15 protein-coding genes are annotated in these 18,070 nt (G+C 70.1%); 14 read left to right on the top strand and 1 reads right to left on the bottom strand.

Annotated features, from left to right (window positions below; genetic code table 11):
* The first annotated feature begins 307 nt into the window (after window positions 1-307).
* The 14 genes from STH_RS14235 (at window position 308) to STH_RS14175 (ending at window position 17,019) form a co-directional block, all read left to right on the top strand.
* Window positions 308-1,645, top strand: coding sequence for an NCS2 family permease (locus tag STH_RS14235; RefSeq protein ID WP_011196980.1), 1,338 nt, complete (start codon window positions 308-310; stop codon window positions 1,643-1,645).
* 144 nt (window positions 1,646-1,789) lie between these two features.
* Window positions 1,790-3,103: an adenylosuccinate lyase gene (gene purB, locus STH_RS14230; protein ID WP_011196979.1), complete on the top strand. Its 1,314-nt coding sequence runs from the start codon at window positions 1,790-1,792 to the stop codon at window positions 3,101-3,103.
* On the top strand, window positions 3,100-3,267 hold the full coding sequence (locus STH_RS18945; RefSeq protein WP_011196978.1) for a hypothetical protein: 168 nt from the start codon (window positions 3,100-3,102) through the stop codon (window positions 3,265-3,267). The genes purB and STH_RS18945 overlap by 4 nt, the downstream gene beginning before the upstream one ends.
* 94 nt (window positions 3,268-3,361) lie before the next feature.
* Window positions 3,362-3,901 carry a hypothetical protein gene (locus STH_RS14225; protein ID WP_011196977.1) on the top strand — a complete coding sequence of 180 codons (540 nt, stop codon included), beginning with the start codon at window positions 3,362-3,364 and terminating at the stop codon, window positions 3,899-3,901.
* Between the two features lies 1 nt (window position 3,902).
* Entirely contained in the window at window positions 3,903-4,820 is a 918-nt protein-coding gene (locus STH_RS14220; protein ID WP_050742308.1) for a phosphoribosylaminoimidazolesuccinocarboxamide synthase, read from the top strand.
* Between the two features lie 45 nt (window positions 4,821-4,865).
* A complete protein-coding gene (purQ, locus tag STH_RS14215; protein WP_011196975.1) occupies window positions 4,866-5,573 on the top strand; it encodes a phosphoribosylformylglycinamidine synthase subunit PurQ in 708 nt (235 codons plus the stop codon).
* A 1-nt stretch (window position 5,574) separates the two neighbouring features.
* The gene (gene purL / locus STH_RS14210) at window positions 5,575-7,902 is read left to right on the top strand and encodes a phosphoribosylformylglycinamidine synthase subunit PurL (RefSeq protein WP_043716096.1); all 2,328 of its coding nucleotides are present in this window, start codon (window positions 5,575-5,577) and stop codon (window positions 7,900-7,902) included.
* Window positions 7,887-9,386: an amidophosphoribosyltransferase gene (gene purF, locus STH_RS14205; protein WP_242654549.1), complete on the top strand. Its 1,500-nt coding sequence runs from the start codon at window positions 7,887-7,889 to the stop codon at window positions 9,384-9,386. The genes purL and purF overlap by 16 nt, the downstream gene beginning before the upstream one ends.
* Entirely contained in the window at window positions 9,379-10,440 is a 1,062-nt protein-coding gene (purM, locus tag STH_RS14200) for a phosphoribosylformylglycinamidine cyclo-ligase (protein WP_011196972.1), read from the top strand. Before purF ends, purM begins: the two co-directional genes overlap by 8 nt.
* Window positions 10,437-11,063, top strand: coding sequence for a phosphoribosylglycinamide formyltransferase (gene purN / locus STH_RS14195; RefSeq protein WP_011196971.1), 627 nt, complete (start codon window positions 10,437-10,439; stop codon window positions 11,061-11,063). The genes purM and purN overlap by 4 nt, the downstream gene beginning before the upstream one ends.
* 150 nt (window positions 11,064-11,213) lie before the next feature.
* Window positions 11,214-11,708, top strand: a complete 495-nt coding sequence (locus STH_RS14190; RefSeq protein WP_043714236.1) for an NUDIX domain-containing protein — start codon at window positions 11,214-11,216, stop codon at window positions 11,706-11,708.
* The gene (gene purH / locus STH_RS14185; RefSeq protein WP_043714234.1) at window positions 11,699-13,327 is read left to right on the top strand and encodes a bifunctional phosphoribosylaminoimidazolecarboxamide formyltransferase/IMP cyclohydrolase; all 1,629 of its coding nucleotides are present in this window, start codon (window positions 11,699-11,701) and stop codon (window positions 13,325-13,327) included. The genes STH_RS14190 and purH overlap by 10 nt, the downstream gene beginning before the upstream one ends.
* A 194-nt stretch (window positions 13,328-13,521) precedes the next feature.
* A complete protein-coding gene (gene purD / locus STH_RS14180; protein ID WP_011196968.1) occupies window positions 13,522-14,790 on the top strand; it encodes a phosphoribosylamine--glycine ligase in 1,269 nt (422 codons plus the stop codon).
* A 252-nt stretch (window positions 14,791-15,042) separates the two neighbouring features.
* The gene (locus STH_RS14175; RefSeq protein ID WP_242654628.1) at window positions 15,043-17,019 is read left to right on the top strand and encodes a putative bifunctional diguanylate cyclase/phosphodiesterase; all 1,977 of its coding nucleotides are present in this window, start codon (window positions 15,043-15,045) and stop codon (window positions 17,017-17,019) included.
* On the opposite strand, the gene STH_RS14170 is transcribed toward STH_RS14175, so the two are convergent.
* Window positions 16,949-17,977, bottom strand: coding sequence for an alpha/beta hydrolase (locus tag STH_RS14170; protein WP_011196966.1), 1,029 nt, complete (start codon window positions 17,975-17,977; stop codon window positions 16,949-16,951). The genes STH_RS14175 and STH_RS14170 overlap by 71 nt on opposite strands.
* Window positions 17,978-18,070: the final 93 nt, after the last annotated feature.

Genomic DNA, 18,070 nt, shown 5'->3' with positions numbered 1-18,070 from the left:
ACGCTCTGAACAGAAAAAAGTTCGGATATGAGGTTGACACCGGCTCGTCCGATTCGTAGAGTGAGAGTAGAGGCCGGCAACACCCAGCCGGCGACGGAGGAAAGTGTGCCTAGGGTTCCGCGGCGCCCGTACGGCGCCGGTCTGCGACCGAGCGGCACAGGCCGGACGGGGTCCGGCTACACCGGTGGGCGAAAATCCCAGGCGGGCAGGTTTCCCTCCAGGCGGGAGGAGACCTGCCCGCCTATCGTTCGGGTTCCGGGGGTTCGTGCATCATCATTCCATCATCTGGTTTGGGAGGCGTTTGTCTGTGGCTGCTCGTGAGGCGATCCGTCCGTCCCAGACGTCCGAGGGGCTGCTCGATCGGGTCTTCAAGCTCACGGAGAACGGCACCGACGTCAAGCGGGAGATCCTGGCCGGACTGACCACGTTCGTGACCATGTCGTACATCATCGCCGTCAACCCCGACATCCTGTCCATCGGCACCGGCATGGAGAAGTCGGCGATCTTCATGGCCACGATCCTGGCGGCGGCGCTCTCGACGCTGGCGATGGGCCTCGTGGCCAACTGGCCGGTGGCGCTGGCGCCGGGCATGGGTCTCAACGCGTTCTTCGCCTTCACCCTGTGCGGCTCCCTCGGCCTGCCGTGGCAGCAGGCCCTGGCGGCGGTCTTCTGCTCGGGCGTGCTGGCCCTGATCGTCACCCTGACCGGGCTGCGGGAGCTGATGATCAAGGCGATCCCCCTCTCGCTGCGGCACGCGGTGTCGGCCGGCATCGGCTTCTTCATCATGCTGATCGGCCTGATCAACGCCGGGATCGTCGAGGCCAGCGAGGCGACCACCATCGCCCTGGGCGATTTCAGCCGGCCGGGCACCATGCTGGCGCTGATCGGCCTCATCATCACCGGCGTCCTGGTCGCCCGCAGGGTCACCGGCGGCATCTTGCTGGGCATTCTCATCACCACCCTCATCGGCATCCCGATGGGCGTGACCCAGCTGCCCTCCTCCCTGGTCTCGGCTCCGCCTTCGCTGGCACCCACCTTCCTGCAGCTCGACTTCGACGTCCTGGGGAACCCCGCGATGTTCGCCGTGATCTTCGCGATGTTCTTCACCGACCTCTTCGACACGATCGGCACCTTTGTGGGCGTCTCCTCCAAGGCCGGCCTGATGGATGAGAAGGGCAACATGAAGGGCGGCAACCGGGCCCTGGTCATGGACTCGCTGGGCACCATCATCGGCTCGCTGCTGGGCACCTCCAACACCACCACCTACGTCGAGTCCGCGGCGGGCGTCTCGGCCGGCGGCCGCACGGGGCTCACCGCCGTCACGGTGGCGGTCCTGTTCCTCCTGTCCTCTTTCTTCTCCGACATCTTCCTGGCCATCCCCGGCGCCGCGACGGCTCCCGCCCTCATCATCGTGGGTATCATGATGGCCTCCTCCATCACCCAGATCGACCTGGACGACTTCGCCATCGCCCTGCCGGCGATCATCACGGCCCTCATGATGCCGTTTGCGTACTCCATCGCCGAGGGCCTCGCGCTGGGCTTCATCGCCTACGCCGTGATCTACCTGCTCACCGGCCGGGCCAAGGAAGTCCACTGGATGATGTGGGTGCTCGCCGGCTTCTTCATCCTGCACTTCGTCCTCTAGGCCATACCGGGCACAACACAACCTCGCCGACACGCAGCGGGGCTCGGGCAAGACCCCGGGCCCCGCTCGACTTCCCTTGCGGCGAGACCGCAGGAAAGATACGCTGAGTGCGGGAAGATCTGTCGCCGGAGGGAGAGGATACCCATGATTGAACGCTACACCCGGCCGCGCATGGCCGAGCTGTGGTCGGCGGCGAATCGCTTTCAGAAGTGGCTGGAGGTGGAGCTCCTCGCCTGCGAGGCCTGGGCGAAGCTGGGGGTCATCCCGGCCGAGGCGGTGGCCGAGCTCCGGGCCCGGGCGTTCACCGTGGACGAGGCCTTTGTCCGCCGGGTGGCGGAGATCGAGCAGACCACCCGGCACGACGTGATCGCCTTCACCACCGCGGTGGCCGAGCGCATCGACCACCCGGCGGCCCGGTACATCCACTACGGCCTCACCTCCACCGACGTGGTGGACACGGCCCTGTCGGCCGTGCTCAACGAGGCCGTCCGAGAGATCCAGAAGGGGCTGGACGGGCTGATCGCCGCGCTGGGCCGCCAGGCGGTGCGGTACAAGGATACCCCCATCATGGGGCGGACCCACGGCGTGCATGCCGAGCCGACATCCTTCGGGCTGAAGCTGGCCGTCTTCTACGCCCAGTTCCGGCGGGACGCCGACCGGCTGGAGCAGGCGCGCCGGTCCATCGCCGTCGGTAAGCTCTCCGGGGCTGTGGGCAACTATGGTAACATCGATCCGTTCGTGGAGCAGTACGTCTGCGAGAGGCTGGGGCTCGGGGTCGCCGACATCTCCACGCAGGTGCTCCAGCGGGACCGGCACGCGCACCTGCTCACCACCCTCGCGATCCTCGGCTCCTCGCTGGACAGCCTGGCCACCGAGCTCCGGCTGCTGCAGAAGACCGAGACCCGCGAGGTGGAGGAGCCCTTCTCCAAGGGCCAGAAAGGCTCCAGCGCCATGCCCCACAAGCGCAACCCCGTCACCCTGGAGCAGATCTCCGGCCTCAGCCGCATCCTGCGCGCCAACGCCATCGCGGCCTTGGAGAACGTGCCGCTCTGGCACGAGCGGGATATCTCCCACTCGTCGGTGGAGCGGGTCATCCTGCCCGACTCCACCATCCTGGCCGACTACCTGCTGGACAAGATGACGTGGATCATCGAGAACCTGCACGTCTACCCCGAGAACATGCGGCGGTCCATGCAGGCCTCCTACGGCCTCACCTCCTCGGGCTCCGTGCTGCTGTCCCTGGTGGAGAAAGGGCTGTCGCGTGAGCAGGCCTACGCCGTCGTGCAGGAGAAGGCCATGCGGGCCTGGGCGGAGGGGATCCACCTGCGCCGGCTGCTGGAGGAGGATCCGACGGTGCAGGCGCTGCTCACGCCTGCGGAGTTGGACGCCGCCTTCGACCTGAAGCACCACCTGCGTCATGTGGATACCATCATGAAGCGACTGGGGTTGATCGAATGACGAGCTTGGGCAGCATCATCGTCGGGGCCCTGGGGGGCCTGATCGTCACCGTCGTGGTCATGTACTTCTGGCCCCGGAGCCGGAACCGGCATCTGGGCGCGCTGCTGGCCGCCGTGCTGGGCGTCGCCTTCGCCTTCGTGGTCATGACCCAGGTCCGGATCTAGCGGAGGCCTGAGGAACGCCCGTCCGGGTCCGAGGTGGAAACCCGGGGCGCGGAGGGACAGGTTCTGATCAAGTGTGAAGCGAGGGTTCGGGACGATGGAGGAACCGGTGTTGAAGCGGGAGCGGCTCTGGGCGGGCGACGGGCTGGCCGTCCACGCCACCGACCGGGCCGACCGGCTGATCCTGGAGTTCGAGGACGAGACCGTCTGCGCGGCGGCTCTCCGCATCCAGGAGATCCTGGTCGGCCACGGCCTGGCGACCAGCTTCGCGGCGCGTTTCACGAGCCGTTCCTTCCTGATCCGCAAGGTGCAGCCGCTGCCGGTGGAGGTGGCGGCCGAGGCCGGACCGGGTGAGGTCCGGCTCGCCTTCCGGGATGGGGATCGGGAGCTGAGCCGTGAGGAGGCCGAGGCCGCGCTCACGCCGGAGCGGCTGGAGCGGATCGAGGACGCCGCGCTGCACGCCGCCAGAACGCTCCGGGCGCATCTCAGCCTGCGCGGCGTGGAGCGGCTGCAGCTGCGCATGCGCTTCGGCCTGACGGAGGAGGGCGCCTGCCTGATGCAGGTGATGAACCCGCTGGAGTGCCGACTGGGATCGGAGGACATGAAGGAGGTCTTAGCGCTCCTGGGGGGTGCGTAACATGGACGTCTTGCTGACGGTGCCGGACCCGGGCCTCCGGCGGCTGCACCGGGGGAAGGTGCGGGAGATGTTCGAGCTGGACGCGGACCGGCTCCTCATGGTGGCCACCGACCGGCTCTCCGCCTTCGACGTCGTCTTTCCGCAGGGCATCCCCGGCAAGGGCCGGGTGCTGACCCAGCTCAGCGCGCTCTGGTTCGGGGCGACCCGGCATATCGTCGCCAACCACCTTGTCAGCGACGACCTCGGCGGCCTGGGCCTGCCCGGGGACGTCCGGCGTCTCCTGGAGGGCCGGTCGCTGGTGGTGCGCCGGGCCCGCCGCATCGACGTCGAGTGCGTGGTGCGGGGGTACCTGGCCGGATCGGGCTGGAAGGAGTACCAGGCCTCCGGCACGGTTTGCGGGATACCCCTCCCGGCGGGGCTCAGGCTCTCCAGCCGGCTGCCGGAGCCCATCTTCACGCCGGCCCTGAAGAACGACCGGGGCCATGACGAGAACGTGCCGGAGGCGGAGGTGCGCAGGCGGCTGGGCGACGCGGTGACCGACTTCATCAAGGAGAAGTCGCTGGCCCTCTACCGTTACGCTGCGGGCGTGGCGGAGAAGGCGGGGATGATCCTGGCGGACACCAAGTTCGAGTTCGGCTTCGTCGGCGACGAGATCGTGCTGATCGACGAGGCCTTTACCCCGGACTCCAGCCGGTACTGGCCGGCCGACCGGTACCGGGAGGGGGAGCCGGTGGACAGCCTGGACAAGCAGCCGGTGCGGGACTGGGCGGAACGGACGGGCTGGAACAAGCAGCCGCCGGCTCCGGAGCTGCCCGGGGAACTGATCGAGGAGACCGCCCGCCGGTATGCGGATGTGCTCGACCGGCTGCGCAAGGTGCTGGCGGAGACCGCTGCCGGCGCGGGCGGGGGCCGGCGATAGACGGAGCTGACGGAAGCGCGGGCTGGCGCAGAGGAGGCGGGGGCCATGCGGTTCGGGATTCTCGTCTTTCCGGGCACCAACTGTGAGATGGAGACCTTCTACGTCCTGCGGGAGGTCGTCGGGGTGCAGGCCGACTACGTCTGGCACGAGGCAAGGGATCTCACACCCTACGACGCCGTGGTCATTCCCGGCGGCTTCACCTATGGCGACCGGGTGCGCAGCGGAGCCCTCGCCTGCCGCGCCCCGGTGATGGAGGCGGTGGCCGAGTTTGCGGCTCGGGGCGGGCTGGTGCTGGGCATCTGCAACGGCTTCCAGATCCTCACCGAGGCGGGCCTCCTGCCCGGCGGTTTCCGGCCCAACGCCCACGGGCGTTACCGGTGCGGATGGAGCCGCGTGCGGGTGGAGAACGCGGCCACCCCGTTCACCCTGGCGTGCAGGCCGGGCCAGGTGCTGAAGATCCCCGTGAGCCACGGGATGGGCAACTACCAGGCCGATCCTGACACGCTGCGTGCCCTGAGCGAGAACCAGCAGGTCCTGTTCCGCTACTGCACGCCGGAGGGGGCGGTTACCCCCGGGGCCAACCCCAACGGATCGGCGGAGAACATTGCCGGGATCGTGAACCGGACCGGCAACGTCGCCGGCGTGATGCCCCACCCCGAGCGGGCGACGGAGCAGGTTCTGGGTTCTGCCGACGGGCGCCTTCTGTTTGCGTCCATGGTGCAACACCTGACGGGGAGGGTCATCCGTGTCTGAGATGCAGCAGCCCTGGAGTCTGGTGGGTCTCACGGAGGCGGAGTACCGCCGGGTGGTGGAGATCCTGGGGCGGGAGCCGAACCCCACCGAACTGCACATGTTCGGCGTGATGTGGTCCGAACACTGCGCGTACAAGCACTCGAAGGCCGCGCTGCGGCGGCTTCCCACCCGCGGCGAGCACGTATTGCAGGGGCCGGGCGAGAACGCCGGCGTCGTCCGGATCGACGACGACCTGGCCGTGGCCTTCAAGCTCGAGTCCCACAACCACCCCTCCTTCGTGGACCCCTTCAATGGCGCGGCCACGGGCGTGGGGGGCATCCTGCGGGACGTCTTCACCATGGGCGCCCGCCCGGTGGCGACCCTGAACTCCCTGCGCTTCGGCCCGCTGGACGAGCCCAAGCAGCGGGAACTGCTCAGGGGTGTGGTGGCCGGCATCGGCCATTACGGCAACACGGTGGGCGTGCCCTGCATCGGCGGGGAGGTCTACTTCGACGAGTCCTACCGGGGCAACTGCCTGGTCAACGCCATGTGCATCGGCATCCTCCGGCCGGACCGCATCCACCGGGGCATCGCCGCCGGCCCGGGCAACGCCATCATGGTGGTGGGCAACCCGACCGGTCGGGACGGCATCCACGCCGCGTCGCTGCTGGCCTCGGCCGAGTTCAGCGGCAGCGAGGCGGAGGCGGCGCTGCCCACGGTGCCCGTGGGCGACCCCTTCGCCGAGAAGATGCTGATGGAGGCCTGCCTGGAACTGTTCGAGACCGACGCGGTGGTGGGTATCCAGGACATGGGCGCCGCCGGCCTCATCTCCTCGTCCTCGGAGATGGCAGCCCGGGGCGGCGTGGGCGTGGAGCTGGACGTGCGCAAGGTGCCGGCCCGGGAGGAGGGCATGGAGCCCTGGGAGTTCCTCCTCTCCGAGTCACAGGAGCGGATGCTCGTCTGCGTGAAGAAGGGGCGGGAGGCCGAGGTCGAGGCGATCTGCCGGAAGTGGGGCGTGGGCTGCGCCGTGATCGGCCGGGTGACCGACGACGGCATGGTGCGGGTGCTGGACGACGGGCGAGTCGTGGCCGAGGTGCCGGCCAGGGCGCTTGCCGAAGCGCCGGTCTACCACCCGGCCAAGGCCGAGCCCGCCTACCTGGCGGAGCTGCGGGCCTTCGACTGGTCCCGGCTGCCCGAGCCGGAGGATTGGAATGAGACGCTGCTCCGGCTGCTGGGCTCGCCCAACATCGGCGCGCGGGCCTGGATCTACGAGCAGTTCGACCACATGGTGCAGGCGGGTACCGTCCTGGGGCCCGGCGGAGACGCCGGGGTCATCCGGCTCGGCGCGGCCGTCGCGCCGGGGGCGCACGGCCTCACCCGGCAGCCGCCGGGGGAGGGCCTGCCCGGCCGGTCCGGCCAGGCGGGGCCCCCGAAGGGCATCGCCGCCTCAGTGGACTGCAACGGCCGCTACGTCTACCTGAACCCCCGGCGGGGCACCGCCATCGCCGTGGCGGAGGCGGCCCGCAACTGCGTGGTCACCGGCGCCCGGCCCGTGGCCATCACCAACAACTGCAACTTCGGCAACCCCGAGAAGCCGGAGATCTTCTGGACCTTCGACGAGGCCATCACCGGCATGGCCGAGGCCTGCGAGGCGCTGGGCACACCCGTGACCGGCGGCAACGTCTCCTTCTACAACGAGACCAGCGGGGAGGCCATTCACCCGACCCCGACCATCGGCATGATCGCGGTGCACGAGAACCTGGACCGGCTGACCACCCCGGGCTTCAAGCAGGTGGGTGACGTGATCCTCCTGCTGGGCGAGACCCGGGACGAGCTGGGCGGCTCCGAGTACGCCAGGCTGATCCACGGCGTGCTGGCCGGCGACGCCCCGGCCCTGGACCTCGCCTTCGAGAAGCGGCTGCAGGACGTGGTGCTGCGGGCGATCCACGAGGGGCTGGTGACCGCCGCCCACGACGTGGCGGAGGGCGGCCTCGCGGTCGCCCTGGCGGAGATGGCCATCGCCGCCGCGGAGCCGTCCCTGGGCTGCCAGGTGAGCATCTTCCTCGGCGAGGGCCGGGTAGACGGCCAGCTCTTCGGCGAGTCCCAGTCCCGCATCCTGGTCACGGCCACCCGGGAGCAGGTGGGGCGGCTGCAGGCCCTCCTGATGGTGGAGCAGATCCCCTTCCGGGTGCTGGGCGACGTGACCGCCGACGGCCGGTTCCGGCTGGCCGCGCTGGCTCCGGGCAGCGGGTCGGCCCACGTCTACCGGCGTCAGGAGCTGATCGACCTGCCGGTCGCGGACCTGGTGCGTGCGCACAAGGAGGCGATCCCCAGGTGGATGGACGCGTGATCCGGCCCGGTGACCCGACCCTGGCCCTGGCCCTGCAGCCCTACCTGGGCGGGTGGCCGACCAACCCGGACAAGGGCCCGGCGGACGAGTGCGGCGTCTTCGGCATCTACGGCCACCCTGAGGCGGCGCGGGTGGTGTACCACGCCCTGATCGCCCTGCAGCACCGGGGGCAGGAGTCCGCGGGCATCGTGGCCGCGGACGGTGCGAACCTGAACACCCACCGGGGCATGGGGCTGGTCAGCGACGTGTTCGAGAAGCCCGAGACCATCCAGCGGCTGGCCGGCGACATCGCCATCGGCCACGTGCGGTATTCGACCACCGGCTCCTCCCGGCTGGGCAACGCCCAGCCCGTGGTGGTGAACACCCGGCGCGGCGGACTGGCCCTGGCGCACAACGGCAACCTCGTGGACGCCCCGGCCATCCGGGACCGGCTGGAGGAGCAGGGGGCGATCTTCACCACGTCCATCGACACCGAGGTGCTGGCCCACCTGATCGTCCGTTCCCGGGCGAAGAGCCTGGAGGACGCGATCGTCGACGCCGTGAGCCAGGTGCACGGCGGCTATGCCCTGCTCATCCTGGCCGAGGACCGGCTGATCGGCATCCGGGATCCCCACGGCATCCGCCCGCTGCAGCTGGGCCGGCTTGACGGCAGCTGGGTGCTGGCCTCCGAGACCTGCGCCTTTGACACCATCGGCGCGGAGTTCGTGCGGGAGGTGGCCCCCGGCGAGATGGTGACCATCAGCGAGGGGGGCAAGCTCCGGTCCCGGGCGGCGGTCAGGGAGGCCGTCGCCCCCCGGCCGTGCATCTTCGAGTTCATCTACTTCGCCCGTCCCGACTCGCAGTTCGTCGGGGTCAACGTGCACACCGTGCGCAAGGCGATGGGCCGCCAGCTCGCGAAGGAGGCGCCGGCGGATGCCGACATCGTCATCGGGGTGCCCGACTCCTCGATCTCCGCGGCCACCGGCTACGCGGAGGAGTCCGGCATCCCCTACGAGGTCGGGCTGGTCAAGAACCGCTACATCGCCCGGACGTTCATCCTGCCGTCCCAGGCCGGGCGCGAGTCGGCGCTGAAGCTGAAGCTGAACCCGCTGCGCAAGGTGATCGAGGGCAGGCGGGTGGTGCTGGTGGACGACTCCATCGTGCGCGGCACCACGTCCCGCCACCTGGTGAGCCTCCTCCGGGAGGCCGGGGCGCGGGAGGTGCACCTGCGCATCGCATCGCCGCCGTACCAGAACGCCTGCCACTACGGCATCGATACCTCCAAGTCCACCGACCTGATCGCCCGCGGGCGCACGGTCCGGGAGATCGCCGACGCCATCGGCGCCGACTCCCTGGCCTACCTCTCGGTGGAGGGCATGGTGAAGGCCACCGGCCTGTCGCCGGAAGCGGGCTTCTGCCTGGCCTGCTTCACCGGCGACTACCCGGTGCCCGTGCCGGAAGAGGCCGACAAGTACGCGCTGGAGGGGGGCTGCGGCTGTGACTGAGAAGGGGCTCACCTACGCCGACGCCGGCGTCAACCGGGAGCGGCACTACGAACTGGTGCGGCGGATCGCCGCCCACACGGCCCGCACCCTCCGGCGGCCCGGTACCCTGGGCAACATCGGGGCCTTCGGCGGCCTGTTCCAGCTGGACCCGGCCAGGTACCCCGAGCCGGTGCTGGTCAGCGGCACCGACGGGGTGGGCACCAAGCTGCGGCTGGCGTTCCTGAGCGGCCGGCACGACACGGTGGGCATCGACCTGGTGGCCATGTCGGTGAACGACATCCTCTGCCAGGGAGCGGAACCGCTCTTCTTCCTGGACTACATCGGCATCGGGCAGAAGGACCTGGCCGTGCTGGAGCAGGTGGTGAAGGGCATCGCCGACGGCTGCCTGCAGGCCGGCTGTGCCCTGATCGGCGGCGAGACCGCCGAGCTGCCCGGCATGTACCCGCCCGGCGAGTACGACCTGGCGGGGTTCGCCGTGGGCATCGTCAACCGGGACCGGCTCCTCACCGGCGAGAAGGTCGCGCCGGGGGACGCGCTGGTGGGCCTCGCCTCCAGCGGGCTGCACGCCAACGGGTACTCGCTGGCCCGGCGGGTGCTGCTGAAGGTGGACGGCGGCGCCTTCGACCTGGATGACCGGCCGCCCGAGCTGGGCGGCCGGACGGTGCTGGAGGTCATGCTGACCCCGACCCGCATCTACGTCCGCACGGTGCTCCGGCTGCTGGCGCGGTTCGACGTGCACGGCATCGCCAACATCACCGGGGGCGGGCTGCACGAGAACATCCCGCGCATGCTGCCCGAGGGCACGGCCGCCGTGCTGCGGCGGGGCGCCTGGAAGGAGCCGCCGGTTTTCGACCTCATCCGGCGGCTGGGGCCCGTGGCGCAGGCGGAGATGGAGGCCACCTTCAACCTCGGCCTCGGGATGGTGCTGGCGGTGCCGGCGGACCAGGCCGAGGCGGTTGCGGCCGCCGCGCGGGAGTTGGGCGAGGAGGCGTGGGTTGTGGGTGAGGTCGCGGCCGCCGAGCCCGGCGGTCCGAGGGTGGTGGTGCGGCGATGATCCGCATCGGCGTGTTGATCTCCGGCTCGGGCACCAACCTGCAGGCGATCCTGGACGGCTGCCGGGAGGGGCGCATCCCCGGCCGGGTGGCGGTGGTCATCTCCGACCGGGCCGATGCCTACGGGCTGGAGCGGGCCCGCCGGGCCGGGGTCGATGCCCTGCACATGGACCCGGCCGCGTACCCGAGCCGGACAGCCTTTGACGCGGCGCTGGCGGAGCGGCTGCAGGCCTACGGGGTCGATCTGGTCTGCCTCGCGGGGTACATGCGGCTGGTCCGCGGGCCGATGCTCACGGCGTTCCCGAACCGCATCCTCAACATCCACCCGTCGCTGCTGCCGGCCTTCCCGGGGCTGGAGGCCCAGCGGCAGGCCCTGGAGCACGGGGTGAAGGTGGCGGGTTGCACGGTCCACTTCGTCACGGCGGGCGTGGACGAGGGGCCCATCATCCTGCAGGCCGCCGTGCCGGTGCTGGAGGGGGACACGGTGGAGGACCTGCGCCGGCGCATCCTGGCCGAGGAGCACCGCATCTACCCCGAGGCGATCCGGCTGTTCGCGGAGGGGCGGCTGGTGATCGAGGGGCGCCGGGTGCGGATCCTCGACCGGGCGGAGGCTCCCCGCGGGTAACCCGGGTCTCCGTTTGGGCAGGCCCCCCGGGCGCCTGGTGCGGCAGGAGAACCCGGGCCCGTGCGGGTACACTCTCCGGCGGGGGCTCGCTCCCGCATCGGAGGACGCGCCGTGCGGGAGGAGGGCCCGTATCGGAGGGAGGAATCGGCGTTGGCAGAGCAGTTCATTCTGGGCCTCGGCCTCGTGGAGGACGAGGACCGGCTGGTGATCGTGCGGAACCGTTGGGCCGTCGGCGAGGTCTGGTCGCTGCCCGGCGGCCGGCTGGAGGTGGGCGAGTCGCTCACCGACTGCGTGGTGCGGGAGGTGCAGGAGGAGACCGGCCTGCTGGTCGCCCCCGTGGAACTGGCGTACGTGCAGGACACGCACAACCTGGTCCATGATCAGCACTTCCTGGTGCACGTGTTCTCCTGCCGGCTGGTGGCCGGGACGCTGCGGGTGCCGGAGCATGACGAGTACGTGGTGGACGTCCGGTGGGTCAAGCGCGACGAGGTCGCCCGCTACATCACCTGGCCCACCTACCGGGACCCGCTGCTGGCCTATCTCGCCGGCCACGAGCGGCGCTATTGGTTGGACCGGGACGGGTACCGCCCGGAGCTGGGGAAGGGGCCGGACCGGAAGGGGAAGGAGGAAAACGGATGGCAGTGAAGCGCGCCCTGATCAGCGTCTACGACAAGCAGGGGATCGTGGAGTTCGCACGGGGGCTGGCCGACCTGGGGGTGGAGATCATCTCCACGGGCGGTACGTACCGCACGCTGCAGGGAGCGGGCATTCCCGTGCGGGAGGTGGCCGAGGTGGCCGGTTTCCCGGAGATCCTGGACGGGCGGGTGAAGAGCCTGCAGCCGCAGATCCACGCGGGGATCCTGGCGATGCGCGCCAACCCCACCCACATGGCGCAGCTGGCCGAGCACGGAATCGGCCTCATCGACCTGGTGGTGGTCAACCTGTATCCCTTCCGGGAGACGGTGGCCAACCCCGCGGTGACCCTGGAGGAGGCCATCGAGAAGATCGACATCGGCGGGCCCGCGATGGTGCGGGCGGCGGCGAAGAATTACCAGGACGTGGGGGTCGTCGTAAACCCGGCGCGCTACCCCGCCGTGCTGGCCGAGCTGCGGGAGACGGGCGACCTGTCGCTGCCGACCCGGTTCAGCCTGATGCTGGAAGCCTTCCAGCACACGGCCGCGTACGACGGCGCCATCGCCGGCTGGATGGCCACGCGGGGCAGGGAGATCGTCGCCACCCGGGCCTTGGGGGAGACGGCCCCCGAACGACCCATCGGAGCGGACCCGGGCCCGCAGAAGCCGGCCGCGCCCTCTCCCTTCCCGGATGTCCTGAGCCTCACGTTCACCAAGGTGCAGGAGCTGCGCTACGGCGAGAACCCGCACCAGGCGGCGGCGTTCTACAGCGACGGATCCGACGGGGGCACGGTGATCGCCCGGGCGAAGCAGCTGCACGGCAAGGAGCTCTCGTTCAACAACATCAACGACGCCCACGCGGCCCTGGAGCTGGTGAAGGAGTTCGAGGAGCCGGCCGCGGTGGCGATCAAGCATGCCAACCCCTGCGGCGTGGCCGTGGCCCCGACCATCGCCGAGGCGTTCCGCAAGGCCTACGAGGCCGACACCGTGTCGATCTTCGGGGGCATCGTCGCGCTGAACCGGCCCTGCGACCGGGAGACCGCCGAGGCGCTGAGCAAGATCTTCCTGGAGATCGTGATCGCCCCGGCGTTTGCGCCGGAAGCCCTGGAGGTGCTCACCAGGAAGAAGAACCTGCGGCTCCTGGCGGTGGGGCCGATCGACCGCAATCCGCCGTCCGGGTTCGACATGAAGCGGGTCGGCGGTGGCCTGCTGGTCCAGAGCTGGGACGCGATCGCCGAGGACCCGGTGGCCTGGAAGCCGGTGACCAAGGCCGCACCCACGCCGGAACAGCTGCGCGACCTGGCCTTTGCCATGAAGGTGTGCAAGCACGTCAAGTCCAACGCCATCGTGGTGGCCAGGGACGGCCAGACCCTGGGCGTGGGCGCGGGGCAGATGAACCGCATTGACGCGGCGCGGTTCGCCCTCCGGCAGGCCGGGGAGAAGGCCCGCGGGGCGGTGCTGGCCTCGGACGCCTTTTTCCCCTTCCCGGACGTGGTGGAGGCGGCCGGCGAGGCGGGTATCGCGGCCATCGTGCAGCCGGGCGGGTCGATCCGGGACGAGGAGTCGATCGCCAGGGCGGACGAGCTGGGTCTGGCGATGGTGTTTACGGGCGTGCGGCACTTCCGGCACTGAGCGGCGGTAACCTGAGCCGCCCCTGCCCGCTGGCCGGGGGCTCTCGTGCACGTCCAGCGATCAGATGTCAGGGCGCCGGCAGGGGGTCTGGCGCCGGGCGCGGTGGTCAGCCTTTTGGGGTAGAAATAATGGAAAAATGCTGGGTATGCCAGGAACGGCGAGGTCGGCAGGGAATAAGTAAGGAGTGTGAGAAAATGAAGGTCCTGATCGTCGGCGGCGGAGGACGCGAGCACGCCCTCGCCTGGAAGGCGATCCAGAGCAGGCACATCGACGAGCTGCACGCGGCGCCGGGGAACCCCGGCATCGGCCGGTTCGCGTGGTGCCATCCCGACGTGGAGGCCACCGATGTCGCCGGGCAGGTGGACCTGGCCCGCCGGCTGGGGATCGACCTGGTCATCGTGGGCCCCGAGGCTCCGCTGGCGGCGGGGCTGGTGGATGCGCTGACCGCCGCAGGCATCCCGGCTTTCGGCCCCACGGCCGCGGCGGCTCGCATCGAGGCCTCCAAAGCCTACGCCAAGGAGGTCATGACCGCCGCCGGCGTGCCGACCGCGGCATACGCCGACTTCACGGATTACCAGCAGGCACTGGCGTACATCGAGGCCCGCCCGGGTCCCGTCGTCATCAAGGCGGACGGGCTCGCGGCGGGCAAGGGTGTGCAGGTCTGTGCTGACCTGGACGAGGCACGTGCTGCGCTGCGGGCGGCGATGGTGGAGGGCGCCTTCGACCAGGCCGGAAGCCGGGTCGTCATCGAGGAGGTCCTGGAGGGACAGGAGGTCTCCGTCCTGGCCTTCAGCGACGGGCGCACGGTGAAGCAGATGGTCGCCGCCCAGGACCACAAGCGGGCGGGCGAGGGTGACACCGGCCCCAACACGGGCGGGATGGGCGCCTACGCACCGGTGCCGGCCTACACCGCAGACATGGCCGAGGCGGTGCAGCGGCGCATCCTGGAACCGACCATCGCCGAGCTTGCCCGGCGGGGCACGCCGTTCGTGGGCTGCCTCTTCGCCGGCCTCATGCTGACCGCCGACGGTCCGAAGGTGATCGAGTTCAACGCACGCTTCGGCGACCCGGAAACCCAGGCCGTGCTCCCGCTTCTGGAGAACGACCTGCTCGAGGTGATCCAGGCCTGCCTGGAGGCGCGGCTGCACGAGGTGGATCTCCGCTTCCGCCCCGGCGCCGCCGTCAACGTGGTGCTCGCCTCCGCCGGCTATCCCGGGAAGTACGTCAAGGGCCTGCCCATCAGCGGGCTGGTGGAGGCCGACCAGGTCGGCGTCACCGTGTTCCACGCGGGCACGGCCTTCAACGAGGACGGTCAGGTGGTCACCGCAGGTGGCCGGGTGCTCGGGGTGATGGCGACGGGCCCCACTCTGCGGGATGCGCTGGCAATGGCGTACGCCGGGGTGGATCAGATTCAGTTCGAAGGCAAGACCTATCGACGCGATATTGGCTGGCGTGCGCTCTGAGCGGCCGTCCCAACGGTCATCCTATGGGCTACGGGGAAGCTGGCTCCGAGCCCTGCCGGCGTTAAGTGACGGATGAAAGGTCGATGATGCGTGTCTCTGGTCGGGGCTCGTGAAGAACGTCAGGTCCCGTGCGCCGAGGCCAGGCGGCTGACCCGCGCGGCCGCTGGGGCTCAACTTCTTCAGGGGGCGCTCATTCTGTTCGCTCCCGCGTACGCCGCGGCGCTCCTGCAGGGGTTTGCTGAGCCGTTGCGCGTGGTTGTCGGCCTGTCTTTCTTCCTGAGCAGCGCCCTCCTCCTGTGGCTGGAGCGCCCCACGCTCTCGGTTTTCCAGCGAAGGATTCTCGTGGCTGTCGCCTCCCTGCCCGCTGCGCTGTGCACCGCGATGGCGGTGTGGGTGCGGTGGTGGCTGGGAGCGCTCTTTTTCGGAGGGATCAACCTCTCCCTGCTCGCGGCGCGGGGGATCCTCCAGCCGGCGAAGCAGCCCTCGGCGCAGTGGCTTCAGGCCGTCGTGGCCATGGCCCCCAGCGCCCTGATCGCGACCGACCGGGAGCAGCGCATCGTGCTGTTCAACCGCCGGTCGGAGGAGATCTTCGGGTACACGAAGCAGGAGGTGCTGGGCAAGCCGATCCGCGCGCTGCTGCCCGAGCTTCCGGGACCCGCCCCTGGCGAGGGCAAGGGCCTGAACGGCGCCGGGCCTGGGGCGAACGGGCTTCGCTCCGGCGGGCATCCGGCCACCCAGGGGCACGAGCTGGTCGCACACCACAAGGATGGCAGTTCGTTCCCCGTCGAGGTCTCCGTCGCCGTCACCCGGGCCGGGGCCGACGAACTGCGCGTGTTGGAGGTGCGCAACATCTCCGGTCGCAGGCGGGTCCAGGCGGCGCTGAAGCGGCTTGCCAGCCAGGACGCGCTGACGGGGTTGTACAACCGCCGGGCGTTCCAGGCGGAGCTGGAGCGCTACCTCGAGCTCGCGCGCCACCACCGGGTGCGCGGGGCGCTGCTTTTCATGGACCTCGACCTGCTGAAGTACGTCAACGACACGCTCGGGCACCAGGCCGGCGACCAGGTGCTGGTGCGCGTTGCCGAGATCATCCAGGCCCACCTGCGGCCCATCGACATCGCGGCCCGCCACGGCGGCGACGAGTTCGCCATCCTCATGCCGTACACCGGGCGCGAGGCGGTCTCCGTCGCGGAATCGCTGCTGAGGGCGGTGCAGCAGGAAGAGTTTCGCGTGAAGGGGCGCAGCGTCACCATGACCGCGTCCATCGGCGTCACGTTCTTCCCCGACCACGGCCTCACCGCCGAGGCGCTGGTCGCCCAGGCCGACATGGCCATGTACCGGGCGAAGGAGTCGGGCCGCAACGCCGTGGCCGTCTTCGACGGGACCGACGAGCAGCGGATCGAGATGGTCGCCAAGCTCTCCTGGGACCGACGGCTGCGCGAGGCGCTGCGGGAAGACCGGTTCGTACTGTACGCGCAGCCCATCCTCGACCTGAGGCTGGGCCGGATCACCCGGGTCGAGCTCCTGCTCCGGTTGGTGGACGAGGGCGGCAATGTGATCGCCCCGGGCGCCTTCCTGGCCGGGGCGGAGCGCTTCGGGTTGATTCAGGAAATCGACCGCTGGGTGCTGAGGGAGGCGATCCGGCTCATCGCGCAGCAGGAGCCGGACAGCGAGATCGAGGCGTTCGAGGTCAACCTCTCCGGCAAGACCATCTCCGATCCCGGCCTGGCCCGCATGATCCAGGAGGAACTGGAAGCCAGCGGAGCGGACCCTTCCAAGCTGGTGCTGGAGATTACCGAGACGGCGGCGATCGGCGACCTGGAGCAAGCCCGGCGGTTCATCACGGCGATGCGCAGGCTGGGATGCCGCTTCGCCCTGGACGACGTGGGGTCCGGCTTCTCCAGCCTGCGCCTGCTGAAGCAGCTGCCCGTCGACTACCTGAAGATCGACGGGGCGTTCATCCGCAACCTGCCCACGGAGGACGCGGACAAACACCTGGTCCGGGCCATGGTGGCCATGGCCCGGACCCAGGGACAGCAGACGATCGCAGAGTTCGTGGACCGCGCCGAGACGCTCCGGCTGGTGCGGGAGTTCGGCGTGGATTACGCGCAGGGCTACCTTGTCGGTCGGCCGGGCGTCGAATGGCTCCGCCCGGGGGCGGTCAGCTCTGGGCGGACGACCGCTCCAGGTGGCGCAGGAAGTGGCTCAGGAAAGCCTGGGGCTGCTCAATGAAGGGCGAGTGGCCGGCGTCTGCGATGACGACCTCCTCATACTCGCCCCCGCCGGCCCGGTAGCGCTCGAGGACGAAGCGGGTCTGGGCGACCATCGGCTGGGGCGGGCAGGCCTCGGGGCCGGGCCATCCGGGCACTGCCCCGATCTGGCCCAGATAGGCCAGGTCGAAGAGCGAGGTGTCGCTGACGATCTGGTCGCTGTCGCCCCGAATCCAGAGCACCGGCGGCTTCGGGTCGATGTGGGCGAAGTGGGATACGTTGTGGTACTTGGGCGACATGGCGTTGTTGATGCCGCGCGTGCCGGGCGCCATGTCGGGCCAGTTGCCGGAGGGCACGGCGTCGCCGGGGTAATGGTCGTCGCCGATGCGGGTGCTGAGGAGCGCATCCACCCAGCGCTCCTCCTGTTCTTCCGTGCCCCGGAACGGCGGCTTGAAGTAGAAGCTGTTCAGGATGTTGCGCGGCGAGGAGGGGTGATCAGCGCCGCGGTCTCCCTCCGCGATCCGTCCCACGAAGTCCCGGTTCACCGTGCCGCCGCCGGAGCCCGCGAAGTCGGGGGCGGTGGGCGTCCCCTCGGCGTCCCGGGTGCCGCCGAAGCCGAACGGGCTCAGGGGCGCGATGAGGGTGAGGGAGAGCAGCCGGTCCGCGTGGTCCGGGGCGTAACGCATCGCGATGCCTCCGCCCATGGACCAGCCCGCCAGGTGGAAGCGCCCGAGCCCCAGGGCGTCCACCAGGGCGGCCAGGTCATCAGCCCAGTCGCCGCAGCCCCGGGTCGCGTCCACCGGCAGGGGCTCGGTCTGGCCGTAGCCCCGCAGGTCGGGCGCGATCGCGCGGTAGCGCGGGCCCAGGGAGAGCATCAGCTCGTCGAAGAAGGCGGAGGAGCTGCAGTTGCCGTGCAGGAGCACTACAGGGACCGGACCGGATCCGGCTTCGCGAACGTGGATCCTCAGGCGGGACGTCATCACGGTGCGCTGCTGAACGGCCGAACACATACAGATCAGCCCCCCTTTTATCCGGAATAATCGATGTGTTAAATCTCCCTCCTGTCCGACCCG

The sequence above is a fragment of the Symbiobacterium thermophilum IAM 14863 genome, assembly GCF_000009905.1.
GTDB classification, from domain to species: domain Bacteria; phylum Bacillota; class Sulfobacillia; order Symbiobacteriales; family Symbiobacteriaceae; genus Symbiobacterium; species Symbiobacterium thermophilum.
This window is presented reverse-complemented; position numbering and strand designations above follow the sequence as displayed.

Coding starts and splice junctions, on each gene's coding strand:
- purD (WP_011196968.1), top strand. CDS start 13,522: ATGAAGGTCCTGATCGTCGGCGGCGGAGGACGCGAGCACGCCCTCGCC.
- STH_RS14220 (WP_050742308.1), top strand. CDS start 3,903: ATGGACGTCTTGCTGACGGTGCCGGACCCGGGCCTCCGGCGGCTGCAC.
- STH_RS14225 (WP_011196977.1), top strand. CDS start 3,362: ATGGAGGAACCGGTGTTGAAGCGGGAGCGGCTCTGGGCGGGCGACGGG.
- STH_RS18945 (WP_011196978.1), top strand. CDS start 3,100: ATGACGAGCTTGGGCAGCATCATCGTCGGGGCCCTGGGGGGCCTGATC.
- purQ (WP_011196975.1), top strand. CDS start 4,866: ATGCGGTTCGGGATTCTCGTCTTTCCGGGCACCAACTGTGAGATGGAG.
- STH_RS14170 (WP_011196966.1), bottom strand. CDS start 17,977: ATGACGTCCCGCCTGAGGATCCACGTTCGCGAAGCCGGATCCGGTCCG.
- purB (WP_011196979.1), top strand. CDS start 1,790: ATGATTGAACGCTACACCCGGCCGCGCATGGCCGAGCTGTGGTCGGCG.
- purN (WP_011196971.1), top strand. CDS start 10,437: ATGATCCGCATCGGCGTGTTGATCTCCGGCTCGGGCACCAACCTGCAG.
- purL (WP_043716096.1), top strand. CDS start 5,575: ATGCAGCAGCCCTGGAGTCTGGTGGGTCTCACGGAGGCGGAGTACCGC.
- purH (WP_043714234.1), top strand. CDS start 11,699: ATGGCAGTGAAGCGCGCCCTGATCAGCGTCTACGACAAGCAGGGGATC.